The organism is Peptoniphilus pacaensis (assembly GCF_900088125.1).
GTDB classification, from domain to species: Bacteria; Bacillota; Clostridia; order Tissierellales; family Peptoniphilaceae; genus Aedoeadaptatus; species Aedoeadaptatus pacaensis.
The window spans coordinates 246,907-266,529 of record NZ_FLQT01000003.1 but is presented as its reverse complement, the minus strand read 5'-3'; the positions used below and the strand labels follow the sequence as shown (position 1 = coordinate 266,529).

At 46.7% G+C, this 19,623-nt stretch carries 19 protein-coding genes; 15 read left to right on the top strand and 4 right to left on the bottom strand.

What is annotated here, in order from left to right:
* Positions 1–18: 18 nt before the first annotated feature.
* From BN7444_RS01365 to serS, 3 genes are all read left to right on the top strand, one after another.
* Positions 19–927 carry an AAA family ATPase gene (locus BN7444_RS01365; protein WP_068458370.1) on the top strand — a complete coding sequence of 303 codons (909 nt, stop codon included), beginning with the start codon at positions 19–21 and terminating at the stop codon, positions 925–927.
* Positions 924–2,654, top strand: a complete 1,731-nt coding sequence (locus tag BN7444_RS01360; RefSeq protein WP_068454694.1) for a vWA domain-containing protein — start codon at positions 924–926, stop codon at positions 2,652–2,654. The genes BN7444_RS01365 and BN7444_RS01360 overlap by 4 nt, the downstream gene beginning before the upstream one ends.
* A gap of 263 nt (positions 2,655–2,917) precedes the next feature.
* A complete protein-coding gene (serS, locus tag BN7444_RS01355) occupies positions 2,918–4,207 on the top strand; it encodes a serine--tRNA ligase (RefSeq protein WP_068454691.1) in 1,290 nt (429 codons plus the stop codon).
* Positions 4,208–4,365: 158 nt separating this feature from the next.
* Here the strand turns inward: serS and BN7444_RS01350 are convergent, their stop codons facing one another.
* The gene (locus tag BN7444_RS01350; RefSeq protein WP_068454689.1) at positions 4,366–5,499 is read right to left on the bottom strand and encodes a stalk domain-containing protein; all 1,134 of its coding nucleotides are present in this window, start codon (positions 5,497–5,499) and stop codon (positions 4,366–4,368) included.
* Positions 5,500–5,831: 332 nt separating this feature from the next.
* On the opposite strand from BN7444_RS01350, the gene BN7444_RS01345 reads away from it, so the two are divergent.
* From BN7444_RS01345 to BN7444_RS09460, 8 genes are all read left to right on the top strand, one after another.
* Positions 5,832–8,552, top strand: a complete 2,721-nt coding sequence (locus BN7444_RS01345; protein WP_068454686.1) for a cation-translocating P-type ATPase — start codon at positions 5,832–5,834, stop codon at positions 8,550–8,552.
* Positions 8,553–8,915: 363 nt separating this feature from the next.
* Positions 8,916–9,251, top strand: a complete 336-nt coding sequence (locus tag BN7444_RS09410; RefSeq protein ID WP_218016018.1) for a type I restriction-modification system subunit M N-terminal domain-containing protein — start codon at positions 8,916–8,918, stop codon at positions 9,249–9,251.
* A gap of 27 nt (positions 9,252–9,278) precedes the next feature.
* Complete coding sequence (locus BN7444_RS09405) at positions 9,279–9,569, top strand: N-6 DNA methylase (RefSeq protein ID WP_068454683.1); 291 nt, start codon at positions 9,279–9,281, stop codon at positions 9,567–9,569.
* 269 nt (positions 9,570–9,838) lie between these two features.
* Positions 9,839–10,432 carry a TetR/AcrR family transcriptional regulator gene (locus BN7444_RS01335; protein ID WP_019133556.1) on the top strand — a complete coding sequence of 198 codons (594 nt, stop codon included), beginning with the start codon at positions 9,839–9,841 and terminating at the stop codon, positions 10,430–10,432.
* A gap of 73 nt (positions 10,433–10,505) precedes the next feature.
* Positions 10,506–12,224 (top strand): ABC transporter ATP-binding protein, encoded by a 1,719-nt coding sequence (locus BN7444_RS01330; RefSeq protein WP_068454679.1) that lies wholly within the window; start codon positions 10,506–10,508, stop codon positions 12,222–12,224.
* The gene (locus BN7444_RS01325) at positions 12,217–13,953 is read left to right on the top strand and encodes an ABC transporter ATP-binding protein (protein ID WP_068454676.1); all 1,737 of its coding nucleotides are present in this window, start codon (positions 12,217–12,219) and stop codon (positions 13,951–13,953) included. Before BN7444_RS01330 ends, BN7444_RS01325 begins: the two co-directional genes overlap by 8 nt.
* Before the next feature lie 65 nt (positions 13,954–14,018).
* On the top strand, positions 14,019–14,627 hold the full coding sequence (locus tag BN7444_RS01320) for an MptD family putative ECF transporter S component (protein WP_068454673.1): 609 nt from the start codon (positions 14,019–14,021) through the stop codon (positions 14,625–14,627).
* A 413-nt stretch (positions 14,628–15,040) separates the two neighbouring features.
* Complete coding sequence (locus BN7444_RS09460) at positions 15,041–15,223, top strand: hypothetical protein (protein WP_245654175.1); 183 nt, start codon at positions 15,041–15,043, stop codon at positions 15,221–15,223.
* 74 nt (positions 15,224–15,297) lie between these two features.
* Here the strand turns inward: BN7444_RS09460 and BN7444_RS01310 are convergent, their stop codons facing one another.
* Positions 15,298–15,564, bottom strand: coding sequence for a type II toxin-antitoxin system RelE/ParE family toxin (locus BN7444_RS01310; protein WP_068454671.1), 267 nt, complete (start codon positions 15,562–15,564; stop codon positions 15,298–15,300).
* The gene (locus BN7444_RS01305) at positions 15,564–15,821 is read right to left on the bottom strand and encodes an AbrB/MazE/SpoVT family DNA-binding domain-containing protein (protein WP_068454668.1); all 258 of its coding nucleotides are present in this window, start codon (positions 15,819–15,821) and stop codon (positions 15,564–15,566) included. The genes BN7444_RS01310 and BN7444_RS01305 overlap by 1 nt, the downstream gene beginning before the upstream one ends.
* A 323-nt stretch (positions 15,822–16,144) precedes the next feature.
* On the opposite strand from BN7444_RS01305, the gene BN7444_RS01300 reads away from it, so the two are divergent.
* From BN7444_RS01300 to trxB, 4 genes are all read left to right on the top strand, one after another.
* Complete coding sequence (locus BN7444_RS01300; protein ID WP_068454665.1) at positions 16,145–16,462, top strand: DUF6442 family protein; 318 nt, start codon at positions 16,145–16,147, stop codon at positions 16,460–16,462.
* Between the two features lie 9 nt (positions 16,463–16,471).
* On the top strand, positions 16,472–16,678 hold the full coding sequence (locus tag BN7444_RS01295; RefSeq protein ID WP_068454662.1) for a helix-turn-helix transcriptional regulator: 207 nt from the start codon (positions 16,472–16,474) through the stop codon (positions 16,676–16,678).
* Between the two features lie 184 nt (positions 16,679–16,862).
* The gene (fni, locus tag BN7444_RS01290) at positions 16,863–17,879 is read left to right on the top strand and encodes a type 2 isopentenyl-diphosphate Delta-isomerase (RefSeq protein ID WP_068454659.1); all 1,017 of its coding nucleotides are present in this window, start codon (positions 16,863–16,865) and stop codon (positions 17,877–17,879) included.
* Positions 17,880–17,888: 9 nt separating this feature from the next.
* Positions 17,889–18,812 (top strand): thioredoxin-disulfide reductase, encoded by a 924-nt coding sequence (gene trxB / locus BN7444_RS01285; protein ID WP_068454656.1) that lies wholly within the window; start codon positions 17,889–17,891, stop codon positions 18,810–18,812.
* 57 nt (positions 18,813–18,869) lie between these two features.
* Here trxB and BN7444_RS01280 read toward each other — a convergent pair whose 3' ends face one another.
* Positions 18,870–19,565, bottom strand: coding sequence for an endolytic transglycosylase MltG (locus BN7444_RS01280; protein ID WP_068454653.1), 696 nt, complete (start codon positions 19,563–19,565; stop codon positions 18,870–18,872).
* Positions 19,566–19,623: the final 58 nt, after the last annotated feature.

Here is a 19,623-nt window from a genome sequence, read left to right as displayed (position 1 = left end):
GACATGAAGAGAGAAGAACTGGTCGATTTTTTACACAAGCAAACCATCAATAAAATGCTGCTGAAGGAAGTGGAAGACTTCGTCCGCGAACACCCGGTGGATCCCCAGGTGGCGGACCGGGTGCCGGAATCCATTTACCGCTACTACGGCAAGGACATTTGGGAGAAGGCCATTTACGCCATCCTCTCCGGCTACCACATTTTGCTTTCGGGCCCCAAGGCCACGGGGAAAAACGTCTTTTCCGAAAACCTGGCCCAGCTGTTTAACCGCCCCATGTGGAATATGTCCTTAAACGTCAATGTGGACAGCGCCTCCTTAATCGGCGTGGACACTTTCCGAAACGGGGAAGTGGTTCTGAAGAAGGGTCCCGTCACCTTGGCGGCGGAAAAGGGCGGCTTCGCCATCTTCGACGAAATCAATATGGCGAAAAACGAATCCCTTTCCGTGGTGCACTCGGCACTGGACTTTCGCCGCATGATCGACGTGGCGGGCTACGACCGCATTCCTCTTGACGACGCCACCCGCTTTATCGGCACCATGAACTACGGCTACATGGGCACCCGCGAATTAAACGAAGCCCTCATCAGCCGCTTTATGGTTATCGACATGCCCATACTGGAAGGGGAAGGGCTGAAGCAGATTTTGCGTGAAGAAACTAATTTAAACGAAGAGGGCATGCTCCTCTTCGCCCGCCTCTTTACGGATCTGCAAAACAAGAGCCTGGAAGGAGAAATTTCCTCCAAGGCCGTGGACATGCGCGGTCTTTTCGGCGCCCTAAGCATGATCGAGCGGGGCCTGGCCGTGAAAGACGCTCTGAACATGGGCATCGTGAATAAATCCTTCGACCGCTTCGAAAAAGAAGTGGTGGACGATGTCATCGACACCCTATTTGCAAAAGACGTGACGAAAGGTGAACTGTTCCGATGAATTGGACGGACAAGCGTCGGCAAAATGTGTACTGGACCGTCGGCGGCAATTACCAGCGACGCTACAGCGGCGAAGGCGACGGCTTTGACGCGGCGGAAGCGGGGATGATCGATCGGGCCTTTCCGAAAAATCGTCTGGCTAATTTCGTGGCGAAGAATACGGCCCACGTATCCAACGGCAGAGACATGGCCGCCGTGGCGCGAATCCTTGCCCTGCAATACACGAGGGACACCCTCTACAGGGAGCGACCCGGCATTAAAGCCATGGCAAAGGGCACCTATGCCGAACGCTTCCGCGCCCTGGACTTTTTAAACAAGCGGGACCTGGCACAGGAAATGGAGATGCAATACGCCGCCTATCGCATGGGCAAGCCCATGAGTGCCGGCACCTTCTTGGAACCACTCATGCGCAAACTTATCGCCGGGGAAAAAATAAAAAACGAAGGGGAATTTTACGACTTCCTGGCCCGCTTGTGGCGGGAGCATTTCCACGTGAACCCCACCTTGACCTTCGAGGTGGAAAAAAAGATCGAAGACAAAGACGCGCCGCCTCCGCCGACGGATCAGCCGGAGCCGAAAAAGAAGCGCCGCCAAATCGTGGAGAAAGAAGCGGTGCTCATCGAAGACAGCGAAACGGAAATCATCGAGTCGGCGGAATTTTCCGGCGTCATTCGGGACACCTCCAAGGTAGTGGAATCCGACGCCACCATCTCCAAGGGCAGGGCCGACAACGAAGCCCGTACCTTGAGCCGGGTGCGCAAACACTACGGCAAGGAAGCCCTGTCCCCGGCCAAGGCGAAAAAAATCGAAGCCGCCATCGCCACGGGCATGCACCACGGCATGCGGCTCCACGTCACCAAAGGCCGCTTCGAAAACGACATCGGGGCGAAATTTTTCGAAGACCAAATCCTCGCCCAAAGGCAAGAAACGGAAGCCGTCTACGAAAAAGACCGCCACATCTACGAGCGGTCCATCTTCGAGCTTCGGGAGATCATTCGAAAAAATCTGCTGGACGACTCCTCTCAGGAATCGGTTCACGCCGCCAACGGCGCCATCGACACGGGGCTCTTGTGGCGCCATGTGGTCCTCGGCGACGACCGCATCTTTAAGAAAAATTCCTTCGAGCAGGAAAATTCTTTTGCCGTGGATATTCTCCTGGACATGAGCGGCTCTCAGCAAGATCGCCAGGCGGAAGTGGCCATCCAAGGCTTTCTCATCGCCGAAGCCCTCACCCAACTTCGCATCCCCACGAGGGTCATGGGCTTTTGCAATCTCTTTCACTACCAAATCATTCGCATCTTCCGCGACTACAAAGACGAGCCTAAGGAAAATCGCGAGATCTTTTCCTACAAGGCCGGCGGCTCCAATCGCGACGGCTTCGCCCTGCGCTACGTCTTTGAAACCATGGACGAGATCGAATCGGACACGAAGGTGCTCATCGTCCTTTCCGACGGCATGCCCAACGACCTGCTCTCCATCGGCCTCGACGCCAATAAAGGTGCCGTCCCCGACTACGAAGGGGAAGCGGCGGTGTACGACACGGCGGCGGAAGTGCTGCAAGGCAAGCTGAAGCAGCGGGCCGTCCTCGGCGTCTTTACCGGGGAAGACAAGGAGCTGGATCAGGAAAAACTCATCTTCGGCACGGACTTCGTGCGGATCAAAGATTTGGAACGTTTCTCCGTGGTGGTGGGAAAATATTTAAAGAGCGTGGTGGAACGCCTGCAATAAAATCAGAGCCTGCGGGCTCTTTTTTATTTGCCCTTTATTCGACAGCTGTGATATACTACCAACAATAGCATAGGGCGACGATAAGAAGCAGTAAAAAATGTAACCCCACAGAGAGCCGGCGGGCGGTGCGAGCCGGCGGGAGCAGTTTTTGAATCCGTCTTTGAGCCCGACAATGAAGTGAACCGGCAACGGTTAATTTGGGTGGCAACGCGGGTCCGTCTCGTCCCATAGGGGATGTGGCGGCTTTTTTTATGGAGGTAAATATGTTAGACATTCGCATGATTCGTGAAAACCCCGAACTGGTGAAGGAAAATATTAAAAAGAAATTCCAGGACGACAAGCTCGCTCTCGTGGACGAGGTCTTGGAACTGGACGTGGCCAATCGCGCGGCAAAGACCGAAGGCGACGACCTTCGTGCCAAGCGCAATGCTCTGTCGAAATCCATCGGCGGCCTGATGAAAGAAGGCAAGAAGGACGAAGCGGAAGAAGTGAAGGCCGAGGTGAAGGCCATTAACGACCGCATCGAAGAATTGGAAGAAGAAGAGGGCAAGAAGTCCGATCGCATTCGCGAAATCATGTTGGTGATTCCGCAAATTATGGACGACACCGTGCCCATCGGCAAGGACGACACGGAAAACGTGGAACTGGAACGCTTCGGCGAGCCCGTGGTTCCCGATTACGAAGTGCCTTACCACGTGGACATAATGGAAGCCGTGGCGGGCATCGATTTGGAAAGCTCGAGAAAAACCTCGGGCAGCGGCTTTTATTACCTGCGCGGCGACATCGCTCGTCTGCACTCCGCCATTCTTTCCTATGCACGGGATTTCATGATCGACAAGGGCTATATCTATCACATCCCGCCCTTTATGATTCGCAGCGACGTGGTCAGCGGCGTCATGAGTTTTGCCGAAATGGAAAACATGATGTATAAAATCGAAGGAGAAGACCTGTACCTGATCGGCACCAGCGAACACTCCATGATCGGCAAGTACATTGACTCCATTACCGACGAAGCCACCCTGCCCCACAAGCTTACCAGCTATTCCCCCTGCTTCAGAAAAGAAGTGGGCGCCCACGGTATCGAAGAGCGCGGCGTCTATCGGATTCACCAATTCGAAAAGCAAGAGATGATCATCATCTGCAAGCCCGAAGACAGCAAAGACTTTTACAACGAGCTCTGGCAAAACACCGTGGAATTTTTCCGCACCATGGACATTCCCGTGCGCACCTTGGAATGCTGCTCCGGCGATCTGGCCGATCTGAAGGTCAAGAGCTGCGATGTGGAAGCTTGGTCTCCCCGTCAACAAAAATACTTCGAAGTGGGCAGCTGCTCCAATTTAGGCGACGCCCAAGCCCGCCGCTTAAACATCCGCGTCCGCGGCGAAGACGGCAAGCTCTACTTGGCTCACACCCTGAACAACACCGTGGTGGCACCGCCTCGTATGCTCATCGCCTTTTTGGAAAACCACTACCGAGAAGACGGAAGCATCTTCATCCCCGAAGTGCTGCGCCCCTACATGGGCTTTAAGGAAAAAATCGAAAAGGCCGACTAAAGGCAAAAGAGAAACCGCCGTGGATCGCCATGGCGGTTTTTTATATGATCCTTTGAAAATTTGAAGGGAAGGGAATAGGCGCATCTCTCTAAAACACACTGACCCTCAATGGATTCTTTAGAGCCTTTTTTTGCGGGAACGAGTGGATGGAAATAACCTTACTCTCCTATGAATAAGAGAACCGAATGAGTTTTAGGATGTAGCTGGAAAAGGTTCATATGGAAAAGGGTGGTTTCGTCTTCGGGACTATTATAAAACGCATCGTCCTTCCGGAGGTCAAATTCTGCAGGCGTTTTATTCATGGGCATGATCCGATAATGGTAGTTAATGTACTCAAGCCTGTTAACAGTAGACGTTCTTGTAACATAAATGGGTTCTTGATCGGGATCGTAGGACTCAGTGTCGAACCGGTAGACAATGTCATATCGCGTATTGACTCGATCTTCATTAAAATAGACGTCGCTATCTTCGTCCTTAAAATCACCGGCCCAGTGAAGACCGATCGCCAGCTCACGTAGAGGGATGTAATAATCGCCGTCAACGGTAAGGTAGCTGTTAACATATTCCATACTCGTGTCTTGATCCAGATAGATGCCGTCACATTGGATGCCGCGGCCGTGAAAGATAACTTCACGTTTCGTCGTGGGTTCCGTTACAAGAACGCCGATTTCGGGTGGATTATTTCCGGCCCATACGTAATTGTTACGATCGATGCTGTAGATCCATCCCATTGCTTTCGTAAAATCCTTCACTGATATCATGCGGCGATCGCCGATTTGAAAAGAGTGAACCTTAAACTCTTTTCCCTCGTAGTGAATCGACAGAAGCTTATGGTCACGAGGAGGATAGTAGGTCTTGCCGATAACTACCGTAGAATTGGCATCGTCCCAGCTGACAATTTCGCCGAAAGCTTCGGATATAAAACGAATGGGGACAAAGGTACGACCATTCATAATCTTTGCGGGCACATCCAATGTAATGTGCCTGGTCATGCCATTTTCTTTTACAGTGGCTTGCCGTCGATTGATTTGCAATTCAATAATCGCATCGGTTCCTTTTTGAGTGTATCTTTTGAGAATGACTTTTTGTGTTGTGGGAATCCACTTAACATTTGAGTCTAAGCTTTCCCCAATAAGGCGCAACGGAACGAGGACGCGGTCGTTTTCGATTGTCGGTGCCACGTCACCGTAAATATAATCGCCTAATGTAAAGATCTTTACATTCCGTTGAGCGAAGCTTTTCGAGGGAATGAAAAGTATAAAAACCAGAAGCAAAAGAGACCATCGTTTCATTTCATCATATCCTTTCTAAATATTAGCGAACGGCTTTTTTATCCTGTCCTAATGCGCTATCTTGTATTCATTATATTATGTTTCGGAAGGAAATGCCACGGCTAAAGCCCATGGCCTATAGAGGTCGTTCGTCATTCTTTGAATCCTCGTTAAATTCTCCTATATCCGTTGACCTCACCTGTTTTTATTTGTTATACTACTTGTCGAAACAAAGGGGAGTAACTATTATTCTTTGGTCGTCAATTCGGCTAACGCCCGGCCAAGGATCCTAAACAGGCTGTGAGACTTTTGTCCGTGGGACAGGAGTCTTTTTTTACAATGAGGAGGTATTTATGGATTGGTACAAAATGAGTGCCCGGGAAGTGTTGGAGGAGCTATCCGCCAACGACACCACGGGGCTCGCCCCGGAAGATGCGGAAAAACGTCTGGAAAAGTACGGGGGCAATGAACTGCAGGAAGAGAAAGGAAAGCCCTTCGCCAAGAAGCTGGCGGAACAATTCCTCGACCCCATGATCATTATTCTGTTGATCGCCGCAGTGATTTCCGGCGTCGTCGGCGAGATGGTGGATTCCATCATCATACTCGCCATCGTCATCGTGAACGCCGTGTTGAGTATCGTGCAGGAAGGCAAGGCGGAAGAAGCCATTGCCGCCTTAAAGAAAATGAGTTCCCCCACGGTGAAGGTGATTCGCGGGGGCCGTCCCGTGGAAATCGACTCCGTCTACGTAGTGCCCGGGGACCTGGTGGTTTTAGAAACCGGCGACATCGTGCCGGCGGACATGCGCCTTATCGAAAGCACCAATTTAAAGATCGACGAGTCGTCTTTAACCGGGGAATCCGTCTCCGTTGAAAAGGACGCTCGCGTCACTTTGGAAGAAGATGCGGGCATCGGCGACAGAGAAAACTACGCCTACTCCGCCTCCATAGTTACCTACGGTCGGGGCAAGGGCATCGTCACCGCCACGGGAGAAGAGACGGAAATCGGCAAAATCGCCACCACCCTCTCCACCATGGAAGAAGAGCAGACGCCGCTGCAAAAGAAGTTGGCGGGCCTGTCCAAGACCTTGGGCATTCTCGTCGTCGCCGTCTGCGCCGTGGTCTTTATCGTCGGCAAGCTCTACGGCCACGACACCCTGCGCATGTTTATGACCTCGGTGTCCCTCGCCGTGGCCGCCATTCCCGAAGGCCTGCCCGCCATCGTCACCATCGTCCTTTCCATGGGCATGGGCAATATGGCGAAGCGCCACGCCATCGTGAAGCGGCTCTTGGCCGTGGAAACCTTGGGGACCACCACCTATATCTGCTCCGATAAGACGGGCACCTTGACCCAAAACGAAATGACCGTCACCAAAGTCTATCTTGACGGCAAGATTATGGACGTCTCCGGCACGGGCTATGCGCCGGAAGGGGAGCTGTCCCTGGACGGCAAGCCCATTACCCTCGACGACGTCAACGGGCTGAAGACCCTGTCTTCCATCGCCACCTTGACCAACGATGCCGACCTTATCGAGGAGAACGGCAGCCACAGCATTTTAGGCGATCCCACGGAAGGCGCCCTCATTACTCTGGCGGGCAAGCTGGGCATCAAGGAAGAAGAGCTGGAAGGGGAGTTCCCCCGCATCGGCGAAATTCCCTTCGATTCCGATCGCAAGATGATGTCCACTTTCCACGAAAATTTCTTCGAAAACAAGGTGTCCTCCTTTACCAAGGGCGCGCCGGACGTGGTTTTGAAAAACTGCAAGTACCTGTTTAAAGACGGGGACATTGTGGAGCTTACCGAAGCCGACAGAAAGGCCATACTGGAACAAAACAACGCCTTTGCTCAAGAGGCGCTGCGCGTGTTGGCCTTTGCCTTTAGAAATTACGACGCCATGCCCGAGGATCCTTCCACGGAAGAAAACGAACGGGACATGGTCTTCGTCGGCCTCACCGGCATGATCGACCCGGCCCGTCCGGAAGTAAAGGCCGCCATTAAAGAATGCCGAAACGCCGGCATCGTCCCCGTCATGATTACCGGGGACTACCTTCTCACCGCCAAGGCCATCGCCGAAGAGCTGGGCATTTTGCGGGAAGGCGATGCGGCCATGATGGGGGAAGAGCTAAACGACAAGACCCCGGAAGAAATTCGGGAAATCGTCAAGACCACCCGGGTCTTCGCCCGCGTGTCCCCTGAAAATAAAGTACAGATCGTCACGGCCCTGAAAGAAAACGGCGAGATCGCCGCCATGACCGGCGACGGCGTCAACGACGCTCCGGCCATTAAAAAGGCGGACATCGGCATCGCCATGGGTATTACCGGCACCGACGTAGCGAAAAACACGGCGGATGTCATCTTAACCGACGACAACTTCGCCACCATCGTCAATGCCGTGGAAGAAGGGCGAATTATCTACGCCAATATTAAAAAATTCGTCACCTTCCTCTTAAGCTGTAACATCGGGGAAGTGCTGGTGGTCTTCCTCTCCATCATCATGAACCTGCCCACGCCCTTTTTGCCCATTCAGCTCCTGTGGCTCAACTTAGTCACGGACTCCTTCCCGGCATTGGCTCTCGGCGTGGAAAAAGGCGAAGAGGAAACCATGTTTGAACCGCCGCGGGATCCCAAGGAACCGATTTTGGACAAGAACGTCACCATCACCTTGATCATTCAATCCCTTGCCATTACGGCGGCCACCCTGGGCGTGTACTACTACGCCCTCACCACCCACGGCATGGACGGCGACGGCCTCGTCTACTCCCGCACCATGGCCTTCTCCACCTTGGTCTTCAGCGAACTGTTCCGCTCCTTCTCCTCGAGAAGCATCGACGACACCCTCTTTAAAATGGGTTTCTTCACCAACAAGCGCCTGAACCAAGCCGTGCTCCTGTCATTGGCCATGGTCCTCGTGGTTCTCTACATTCCCTTCCTGGAAGAGCTGTTCCACATGACGGACCTGAACGTGATCGACTGGGCCATCGTCCTCGTCTCCGCCCTGATCCCCTTGGTCATCGGCGAAATTCAAAAAATGATTCGCTTCAAACAAACCCACGTGGGGGATTTAAAGAACAAATAAGAAAAGCCGCCTTCGGGCGGTTTTTTTAATGCTTATCTCCCGAACTTAAAAACCTTCTTTCATGCTACAAAGATAGAGTTATAAAATTTGGTATAATACTGTCGAAGGACTGTACATAGTAGATGCATTACTTGAGATGGATGAAGTCTTTCCAATGATAGATTATGGAAAAAATAAAAGATGAAGAAAGAATAAACCGGGCCTACAAAATGCCATAAATATAACTCTACATGTCATGACAAAGTAGGATGGGATGAGAGTATAGGCATAGAAGTACCGGGCAAAATTTGTAGGTAGTTTAAATCTGATGTACTGGAGATTTAGGAATATCAGTGCTGGATAATTAATTAAAGGAGATGTGAAATAGCAAAAAATAAAGATAAAACTAAGGAATTATCCTTAGAATCAGTTCTATGGAATTGCAGAGTATCATTAAGAGAATATGGAAGTACTGAAAAAAATAGAGACGCTGTAATAGGATTAGTTTTCTTAAAGTTTGCAGGAGATAAGTTTGAAACAAGAAGAAAACAAATTGAAGAAGAACATCCTGATTTATTCATGCTAAGAGAGATGCCGGCCACTTATCATGCTGACAGTGTTTATTATCTAAATGAAACATCCAGATGGAGTTACATAGTTAAAAATGCATCGGCAGATGATATAGCAATAAAAATAGATACAGCAATGAAAGACATATAGGAGGACAATCCTTCCCTAAAAGGAACTTTGCCTCAAAATTTGTACGCTACTTTAGGAGCTCCGGCAAGTAAAATTAAAAGTCTAATCGATGAGATAAATAAGATAAACGGAGATAGATTCCATGAAGAAGATTTGATCGGAAGAGTCTACGAATATTTTTTACAAATATATGCAGCATCAGGAACAAAGGAAGATGGTGAATTTTATACACCTTCAAGCGTTGTAAGACTATTGACTGAGCTAATCGAACCATATGACGGAGTTGTATATGAGAACAAAACACCATATTTGATACATTTTAACGGCATCGCCGCTTAGGGTACGAACCTAATACTAAGGGGTACGAAAATTGAGTATGTGGTACGAAAATCAATAAGCTCACAGCGATGTTCATCCTAAAATTAAACTAAGAAGCATTACGCGTTAAAAGAATCTTGTTCTATCTGGCAGGGTTCTTTTTTTATGCAACATTAGGTGAATTGCCATTACCGCATAAAATTCTTGACAAATAAGTTAGTCTATGGTAATTTCTCATTACCGAGATTAATCTCGGTAATGAGAGGAAGATAATGGTCAAGGAGAGGAAAATGATGGTCAGAGAACGATTAGATCCGGAAATGCGTAAAGAAGACATTCAAAAGGCTGCTATGGCACTCTTTTCTTCTAAGGGCTTTAACAATACGACGATGGATGATGTTCGTGAAAAATCCGGTTTATCAGCCGGCGGATTATACTACTACTACAAAAATACGGCAGAAATCCTCTACGACATTATGGACAGAGGAAGCAGGATGCGTGAAGCGACGGTAACAAACACGGTTCAACATATGGGGAACAAGCTTACACCACATATCTTGGCTGAAGTTGTCGTCGATAAAATGTTGGCGAATAATCCTTTTACGCCTATCTATGTCATGTTTCTTGGTGAGATTAAGAAAAATGAACAGCTTAACGCATTATATGAAAAACTCAAGAGGGATTCGATTACTTACTTTAAGCATTTTATGAATGGGTACGACTGCGGATTGCTTACTGATGATGACTATGAATTTGTAACGAATCTCATCAATGCAAGCTTGTTATCCTGTGAAATTTTAGATACGCGTGAAAATTTTCTAAAGAACAGACAGCACTTGGTATCCATGCTTGAAGGTTATTTTACTCGTTCGACTTCTCAGTAAGCGGAAGTTTCCGGACTCTAAAATCTTCCATCAATTTCCGCATTTCATTCATTTACTAAGGAGGTTTTTTGATATGAACTTATTGAAAAAGTACATCGCCAAAAATAAGACCGGCTACTTTTTCTCGGTTCTTTTTGCCGTTTTGGGTGTACTGGCAGGACTTTTTACCTATGTGCTCTTGAGCAAAATGATCATTGCCCTCATTGCAGGGAATACAGATTTTGCTTTTTATACTAAAGGAGTCCTCAGTATTCTCGCGCTGCTGTGCGCAAAAGAAGTTTTTATGGGTATTTCCACCACGATTTCTCATACGGCGACCTATGGTGCTTTGTGTGAAATCAGGCGAGATATCATGGACAAACTTTTCAAAATGCCGTTAGGAAACATTTTGAATTTAAGCACAGGAAAGCTAAAAGATGTCATCGTGAATCAAGTTGACAGCATGGAGACAACCCTGGCTCACCTGATTCCTGAAATGACCGCTAATATTGTTGGCCCGGTTTTACTTCTTGTTTACATGTTTGTACTCGATTGGCGCGTTTCGCTCTTGGCACTGGTTCCTCTTGTGATCGGCATGTTTTTTATGGCCGGCCCGATGAAGCGCATGCCTAAAATGTTTCCCAAAGCAGTCAAAATTGGTCAAGACATGAACAACTCAATTGTGGAATATATCAACGGCATCGAAGTCATTAAGTCTTTTAATCAAGGCGATACATCCTATAAAAAATACAGCGATAATGTTTATGCCAAAGCAGATTATTACTGCAAGTGGATGGGCTTGAACAACAACGATTATGCGGTGAGCATGTCGCTTGCACCGATGGGTATTTTAACCATCATTCCGTTTGGCCTTTTCTTCTGTATGCAAGGTAGCCTAAGCGGCGCTCATCTTTTGATGTTGATTATTTTATCGTTTGGCACAATCTCAAATATCATGCAGGTGATGTCTTATGAGGACGATATGGGTCGCATCAAAACCATTGCCGGTGAAATTGAAAAAGTTCTCAACTCAAAAGAGTTATCCCACGCAACCGGTACACAAAACATTTCACGCTGTGACATCACTTTCGATCACGTGAATTTCTCTTACGATGACAACAAACAGGTTATCAAGGATGTCAATCTGCACATCAATGAAGGTAGTGTCAATGCACTCGTCGGGTATTCTGGCTCAGGGAAATCGACCGTTGCAAAGCTCCTCGCCGGATTTTGGGATACCGATAGTGGCACCATAACAATTGGTGGCATAGCTCTCAAGGATATGCCTTTAGAACAGCTTTCGGATGCTATTTCTTATGTATCTCAAGACAATTATTTGTTTGATATTTCCATCAAAGATAATATTCGCATCGGCAAAAAAAATGCAACGGATGAGGAAATTATAGAAATCGCTAAAAAATCGGGCTGCCACGATTTCATTATGAAGCTCTCACAAGGCTATGAAACGGTTGCCGGAGAAGGTGGCGGGCATCTCTCCGGCGGTGAGCGCCAACGCATCTCTATTGCACGCGCCATGCTCAAAGATGCACCGATTGTCATTTTGGATGAAGCCACTTCCTATATCGATCCAGAAAATGAAGCTATTTTGCAAGATGCCATCGCCACATTGGTAAAAGGCAAAACGCTCATTATTATCGCCCATCGACTGAAAACCATTGCAGATGTGGATCAAATATTTGTAATCCATGATGGATATGTTGAAAATCACGGAACACACGATGAACTATTAAAAGATTCTCCGGTTTACCAAGAATTGTGGAGTGCGGCCATGCGAGGTGAAGAAAATGATTAATACATTTAAGAAGTTATGGAAATTTGCAGAGCGTGAGCAAGGAATGATTCGCTCCTCGGTGATCTGGAGTTTTTTGGGCGCGATTTTTAACGTTTTTCAATTTATGGCCATCTATTTGGTCATTGCGGCGATTATAAAGCAGGAAATTACGTGGCAGACGATTGGTATGTGCAGCGCATTCTTATTGCTTTCCTTACTGGGCATCATTATTTCTAAGAAAAATTCCATGCTTAAGCAAACGCATGCCGGCTATTTTACAGCCGCAAATAAACGTATCGCTATGGGAGAAAAAATCAAAAAAGTGCCAATGGGCTTTTTCAATGATTTTAGCTTAGGAAATTTAACGGCCATTGCGACGACAAAGTTGGACAGTCTCGAAACTTGGGTGCCCACACTTTTTATTATGGTATTCGGCGGTCTGCTTGTAACCGTGGTATTTATCCTGTCCCTTTTTATGCTGCATTGGAAAATTGCACTCATTGCTATCGCTGGGTCTTTGATTTTCTTGGCGGCGGCCGCTTTAATGCAGCAAAGATCTAAAAAGAGTTCGGATCGAGTTTCTGTTGTACAAAATGATCTCACGAAAGAAGTGCTGGCAACCTTGCAAGGTATGCAGATCATCAAGTCCTATAACTTGGGCGGACAAAATAACAACAAGTTGGATCAAAGTTTTGAAGAAACAAAAAAATCGACGTTGAGCCTTGAAAAGGCCGTTACACCTTACACGGTACTGCTGAAAATCATCATTGCGATCACGATTTCGGTTATGATTGCCACAGCACTTTCATGCTACTTTTCGGGAGAGCTTGCTTTGGACTATACCATCATGACGCTGGTTGCCAGTTTTGTGATTTTTAACAGTTTATTGGCTTCTGGTAGTGCTATGGCCATGCTTAGAACCATTGACAATGCGATGGATTCTTATGATTACGTCAATCAAATGCAAGATATGCCGGAAGGTCATATCAATGATGCACTTCAGCAACACGATATTGAATTTAAAAATGTTTCCTTTGCCTATGGCGAAAAGCCAATCTTAAATAATGTGTCTTGCTATATCCCCGAAAGATCAATGACGGCTATCGTAGGGCCGTCTGGTTCAGGGAAAACAACTTTTTGCAATTTGATCTCTCGCTTTTGGGATGTCAATTCAGGAGAGATTCGTCTTGGAGGAAAGAACATAAAAGATTACTCCCTCGAAAATCTCATGAATCATATTTCGATGGTCTTCCAAGATGTCTATCTTTTTGCCGATACGATTGAAAACAACATTAAATTCGGATGCCCAAATGCTACCCGCAATGATGTGATTGCGGCGGCAAAAAAGGCTCAGTGCCATGACTTTATTTCCGCCTTGCCCGATGGCTATCAGAGCATGATCGGAGAAGGTGGAATAAGTCTTTCCGGCGGAGAAAAACAGCGCATTTCCATTGCCAGGGCAATGCTGAAAGATGCACCGATTATCATCTTTGATGAAGCTACTGCAAATGTTGATCCGGAAAACGAAGACAAGCTGAAAGCAGCTATTGAAGCCCTTACTCAAAACAAAACCGTCATCATGATCGCGCACCGCTTGAAGACGATCCGTAATGCAAACCGGATTTTGGTACTGAACAAAGCAGGGATTGAGCAGTGCGGTACACATGATGAATTGATGCTGCAAGGAGGTCTTTATCGAGATCTTATCGAATCGAGAAGCAAGGCGGAAAGCTGGAGATTCGCAAATTAGAGTTTGGAACTAACAACAACATCTTCGACAAAAAAATGATTGTACCTGATGTTGTCGAAAATTAAATGTTCAGAAAGAAATTTTATGATGAAAAACTAAAAAATATTGTACAGATCGCCGTATTGGCAGTAATTGGCTGTGTTGTTTCCTTTGGAATCAGTATGCTGACGGGACTTTTAGGCATGGCTGCCCTCTACATTTCAGCCGGGTTTGCCGCTTTTATGATCGGACCGACCTTTGTGATTGCGGCTCGAAAAGTACAAAAGCGTGGCACAGCGCTTCTCTTTTGGGCTGTGCTTGGGTTGGTATATGCAATTTTAGGTTATGGGATCATGATTCCGATTACTCTGATTGCAGGGATTGTCTACGAGCTGATTATCGGAAAGTACGATAATAGCAGACGCATCGCCATTGCTTTTAGCGCTGCCATGTTTACCGATTCGATGCACAGCATTCTTTTAACAAAAATTTTAGGCGTCGAAGGTTTAGTAAAATATATGTCATCTACCTTTTCTCCAGAACAAGCAGCACAAATGGTTGCCGCCTATACAAATGAAGTGATTTTGATAGCTGCTGCCGTTAATGTTGTGCTGTGCTTGTTAGCCGGATTTTACGGAGTATTCATCAACAATAAGTTCTTTGAGAAAAGCACTCAGCAGAGCAAGCTCAAATAAGATGAGCCGATCATTTTCCCGCTTTATAAAAACGGATATCCTCCTCAATGGAGCGAAGAAATTTTTGATATGGTTTTAGAACAGACAGAAAATTATAAAAATTAAATAAAAGGCCATGAGCACTCAAACTCATAGCCTTTTTCATTGTCTAAAGATTTTCTGAATCAGTTTTTCTAAACCGCCAATCCAAAGCCGCCTTCGGGCGGTTTTTTTGCCTTGAATTGACAAGTCAAGAGATAAAACAATTAACAGTACATTGGCGTAAGTTAAATCACTCAATTCGCTCGCAACAAAAGCGACATCGACCTTATCAGATATGCCTAAGAGTCCTAGTAGAGATCATATAAACTTGAGGATACTATGATTAAGATTGTAGACGATCAAGGAGAAATCAATAAGAATACAGAAAGTTGGTGGATTTAAAGAAAGAGATCGTAAGAACAATAAAAAAGATTGAAGATAAAGAACTTCAAGCAGTATTAGAAAAAAGATATCTTTGTTTTGAATCTTGGGAGAAGATTGTCGTTGAGATGAATTACTCAATTCAGCCTATCTTTAGACTTCATAGTAGGGCTTTAAAAAATATAGAGATATAAAAAACGGGTGACGCATACATGCATCACCCGCAAAACTTTCGTTTTCAATTCGCGTTTTTAGTATAGTAATATTTTTAAAACTTGTCTAGGATATCATGGTGTCCAATATCTAAAAGAAACACTATTTCATTATTTTCATAGAACCAAATAATGCGAATATCCATATTCATGGAAGATTCCCATATGCCATCTGTACCTTGTATTTTCTTAGTTCTTAAAGATGGATGGGTGGGATTTTCTACGAAAAATTTAAGTTTCTTTTTCGTTTGCTTCTTTTCAGTATCGGATAGTTTTTTGTAATGTTTTTTAAAGGCTTTCGAATAAGTAATTTTATAGGACATTATTTATCTAACTCCTCGAATAGAGAGTCAATGGAATCAAAGATTGGCCTTTCTCCATTTTTTATAGATTTTTTAATTTCTTTTACTTCAGCTTTTAAATTTTTTATGACGTGTTCCGGATAGATTGCAACCGGAACAAGTACAATCCTACCGTTATCTTCTATGACTTCAAATTGATCGCCTTGATTTAATTCCATGGAATTTACGATGTCTTTTGGGATAGTAACTTGTGATTTAGCTTTTAGTTCAACTAACACAACAACACCTCCTTAGTTAGAAAATCATACTTTCTAACTAAATTATATTTTTTCTAAGAAAAAAGTCAAGTGGAGATTAAAGTTGATAGAATGAGCGTAAGCAGTTTTAGTACAATAAATTTTTAAGGGGAGTTTTAATCTCTACGACTGATTTCCCCACCAACGGTGCTGCCCTCTCACGGATAAAAAACGGGTTCAAGGGGGGTATCATTGACAATCTTTAAAAAGCTGAAATATTTATTCTAATGTATTGACAATAAAACTTGGCACGATATAATACAAATATCAAGTAAACTTGGCAAAAAGAATAAAGGAGAATGAATATGAAGAGAGAGGAAGTTTTAGAAAGAAGCCGCGAGGAGTATAAACATCACGATGAGATGATGGTTGATATTTTTAACAAAGCAGGTGAGGTTTCCAGCCAAATGGGATTGGCAGTTGCTGCAACCTTATTTGGAATTGAAGCTTTTTTCTTCAATTCTTTTAATTATGGAATACTAAGTATTTATTTTAGTATTGAAGCAACAAAAGAACTTGTAAAATATGCAAAATTAAAAGAAAGAAAGCAATTGTTAATGGGGACGCTTATGGCAATTATAGGAATCGCCTTATTTGTAGCTAACCTTATAACATTAAAGTAGTGATGGACAATGGATGATAAACTAATTCTCAAAAATCATTTAAAAGAAGTCAGGAAAGAAAAAGGTTATTCACAACAACAGTTAGCGGACGAGGTCGGTGTTTCAAGAAATACAATCAGCTCAATTGAAACTGGTCAATTTAACCCAACCGCGAAGTTAGCTTTGATACTTTGCATTGCTTTGGAAAAGAAATTTGAGGATCTTTTCTATTTTTAGACAAACATAGTTAAACTAAGAATCTCCCTACGGTAAACAATATAGTTTATTGAAGGGAGATTTTACATTTAAGTAATAGGAGGTTAGGGGAGAATTTCAGCTGATAAATACTATAAACTTCTTTAGGCGGAGGCCGTTTGATGGTATGATAGATCTATCATAGTAAGTAAAGGCTGGGATGCACATGAGAAAATATAGAAAAAGAGAGCATGTAGAAAATTATTTAAAGACGGATTACCGCGGCGATCCGCTGTTTAACGATATGTATCTGCCCCATATTTCTCTGCCGGAGCTTTCGGTAGATGAAATCGACACCTCCACCACCTATTTGGGCAGGGAGGTTCACTTCCCCCTGATGATCAACGCCATTACCGGGGGCACGGAGTTTGCGGAAAATATTAATTCCGACTTGGCGGAGCTGGCCAAGCGCTTCGATCTGCCCATGGCCGTGGGGAGCGAAACCATCGCCATGGAAGACGACGAGGCCATGGAAAGTTTTGAGGTGGTGCGGGAGATCGTCGGCGAGAATGGCATCGTCCTCGGGAATATGAACGGTAATTTAACCGTGGACGAGGCGAAGAAGGCCGTGGATATTATTCGTGCCGACGCCTTGCAGATTCATTTGAATCCGGCACAGGAGCTGGCCATGGAAGAGGGGGACCGTGATTTTCGCGGCACGGCGGAGCGGATCCGCGCCGTGAACGAGGCCCTGGACGTGCCCGTTTTGGTCAAGGAAGTGGGCTTCGGCATGGATGCTTCCGTGGTGGAAAAGCTTTACGACCTGGGCATTCGCCACGTGGACATTTCCGGCTACGGCGGCACGAATTTCTTCGAGGTGGAAAATCTTCGCTACTTTAATTCGGATATGACGGAGCTTTACGGCTGGGGGATTCCCACGGCCTACGCCCTTCACGAAGCCGTGGCATTGGGCAAGAAGGACCTGCACATTACGGCATCCGGCGGCATTCGCAGCGGCCTGGATCTGGTGAAGTGTTTGATCCTCGGTGCCGACATGTGTGCCATCAGCGGCGAAATTTTAAAATACATCGTTCACGGCGGCGTGGATTACGCCTCGGTCTATTTAAACGACCTGATGGAAAAGACGAGGATCGTCATGGTCCTCGTGGGAGCGAAAAATTTAGAGGAACTGAGACAGGTGAAGTGGAAGGCCACGGGCCGTCTCTTGGAATTATTGAAATAAGAGGGAATTATGTACGATCTGATGATTATCGGCGGCGGCCCGGCGGGGCTTACCGCCGCTATTTACGCGAGCCGCGCCCATTTAAGCACGGTGATCTTCGAGCCGGAGCTGGAAGGCGGGCAAATGGCCCTCACCATGTCTTTGGAAAATTTTCCCGGGGCACTTACTGAGGACACGGGCATGGCTATCGCCATGCGCATGGCGAAGCAGGCGGCATCATTCGGTGCGGTCACCATTCGGGAGCGTGTGCTTTCCGTGGAAGATATGGGCGACAAGAAAATCGTGAAGACGGAAGGCGGAAGCTACGAGGGCAAGTACGTCATCGCCGCCACGGGCTCCAAGCCCAATCGCCTGGGCGTGCCCGGTGAAGAGGAGTTCGTCTCTCGAGGCATCAGCTACTGCGCCACCTGCGACGGCGCCTTTTACCAAAACGGCGACGTCTATGTCATCGGCGGCGGCAATTCCGCCGTGGAAGAGGCCCTCTACCTTGCCAATTTAGGGGCGAAGGTGACCATCGTTCACCGCAGAGACAGCTTCCGCGCCGAAAGCTTCCTGGCGAAGAAAGCCTTGGCCCACGAAAATATTTCCGTGCTTTGGAACACGGAGCTGAAGGAAGTGGTGGGAGATGCCATGGCCGACGGCCTGGTCCTTTACAATAACAAGACCGGCGAAACCTTTACGGTGAAAAAAGGCGACCGGCCTCTGGGTATTTTTATCTACGTCGGCGTAAAGCCTCAGACGGAATTTTTGGAAGGCCTTTTGGAATTGGACAGGGGCTATGTGAAGGTGGACGAAAACCAAATGTCCGCCGTAGACGGCGTCTATGCCGCCGGGGACATTGTGGCGAAAAATTTCCGCCAGGTCATTAATGCCTGCGGGGAAGGTTGCGTCGCCGCCATGGACGTGGCGAAGCGCATCGTCCAATACGATTAAGTTTACGGCATAAAAAGAGCCGCTCTTTGCAAGTGCAAGGGGCGGCTTTTTTGTGTGCTATTGTTGTTCTTGAGGCGCCGGGGGATTTTGATTTGCCTGATCGCCATATTTCGTTAAGGTGTTCAAAAGCTCCGTGGCCGTAATGGGGGCGTGGATGACGTAGCCGCCCGGTTTAATGCTAGGCACGGCGCCGGCGTCGCGAATCATTTGAAGGAAGGTGGCGCGATCGGCGATTAAATCTTCTTTCAGAACGATGTCGCAGATGATTTCGTCGGTGGCACCTTGGGGGATTTCGATTTTCACGGTGCGGGTGGCCTTTTGCAGCCCATTTTCCGTGAGCATTTTCAAAATCGTTTCGGCGGTGGCGCCTTCGGGAATTTCGTAGCTGCCCGCCGTAATATAGCGTGCCATGCCCGAGCGCCTGGTCATATTGCTGAAGGCCGTGGTGTCGTTAATAAGGCCCGCTTCCTTTAAGTGCTTGGCTACGGAATCGGGATCCGTGGTTTCGATTTTAAGTAAGGTGGTTTTTTCCGAGGCGTCCTTGGCGGCGTCGGAAATTTTTCCGATTTGTTCTTTGGAAGTCTGAATTTCCTCTGTAATGGTGGTGTCTTTGCTCTCTTCCGGCGTCATCATGGAAAATAGATGGTTCATCCGCCACTTGATGACGAAAAGCAGGACGAGGACCACCAGTGTGACGACGACAAAGCGCAAAAAGTTGACGAAAACTTTCGAAGCTCTTCCGTTAAATTTCATTGTTTTCCCTTTCCTGTAGATTTCGATATAATCATTATAATGACATATTATATCACAG

Excerpts from the sequence above, each read along its gene's own strand:
- BN7444_RS01360 (WP_068454694.1), top strand. The coding sequence starts at position 924 with ATGAATTGGACGGACAAGCGTCGGCAAAATGTGTACTGGACCGTCGGC.
- serS (WP_068454691.1), top strand. The coding sequence starts at position 2,918 with ATGTTAGACATTCGCATGATTCGTGAAAACCCCGAACTGGTGAAGGAA.
- BN7444_RS01350 (WP_068454689.1), bottom strand. The coding sequence starts at position 5,499 with ATGAAACGATGGTCTCTTTTGCTTCTGGTTTTTATACTTTTCATTCCC.
- BN7444_RS01345 (WP_068454686.1), top strand. The coding sequence starts at position 5,832 with ATGGATTGGTACAAAATGAGTGCCCGGGAAGTGTTGGAGGAGCTATCC.
- BN7444_RS01335 (WP_019133556.1), top strand. The coding sequence starts at position 9,839 with ATGATGGTCAGAGAACGATTAGATCCGGAAATGCGTAAAGAAGACATT.
- BN7444_RS01330 (WP_068454679.1), top strand. The coding sequence starts at position 10,506 with ATGAACTTATTGAAAAAGTACATCGCCAAAAATAAGACCGGCTACTTT.
- BN7444_RS01325 (WP_068454676.1), top strand. The coding sequence starts at position 12,217 with ATGATTAATACATTTAAGAAGTTATGGAAATTTGCAGAGCGTGAGCAA.
- BN7444_RS01320 (WP_068454673.1), top strand. The coding sequence starts at position 14,019 with ATGTTCAGAAAGAAATTTTATGATGAAAAACTAAAAAATATTGTACAG.
- BN7444_RS01310 (WP_068454671.1), bottom strand. The coding sequence starts at position 15,564 with ATGTCCTATAAAATTACTTATTCGAAAGCCTTTAAAAAACATTACAAA.
- BN7444_RS01300 (WP_068454665.1), top strand. The coding sequence starts at position 16,145 with ATGAAGAGAGAGGAAGTTTTAGAAAGAAGCCGCGAGGAGTATAAACAT.
- BN7444_RS01295 (WP_068454662.1), top strand. The coding sequence starts at position 16,472 with ATGGATGATAAACTAATTCTCAAAAATCATTTAAAAGAAGTCAGGAAA.
- fni (WP_068454659.1), top strand. The coding sequence starts at position 16,863 with ATGAGAAAATATAGAAAAAGAGAGCATGTAGAAAATTATTTAAAGACG.
- trxB (WP_068454656.1), top strand. The coding sequence starts at position 17,889 with ATGTACGATCTGATGATTATCGGCGGCGGCCCGGCGGGGCTTACCGCC.
- BN7444_RS01280 (WP_068454653.1), bottom strand. The coding sequence starts at position 19,565 with ATGAAATTTAACGGAAGAGCTTCGAAAGTTTTCGTCAACTTTTTGCGC.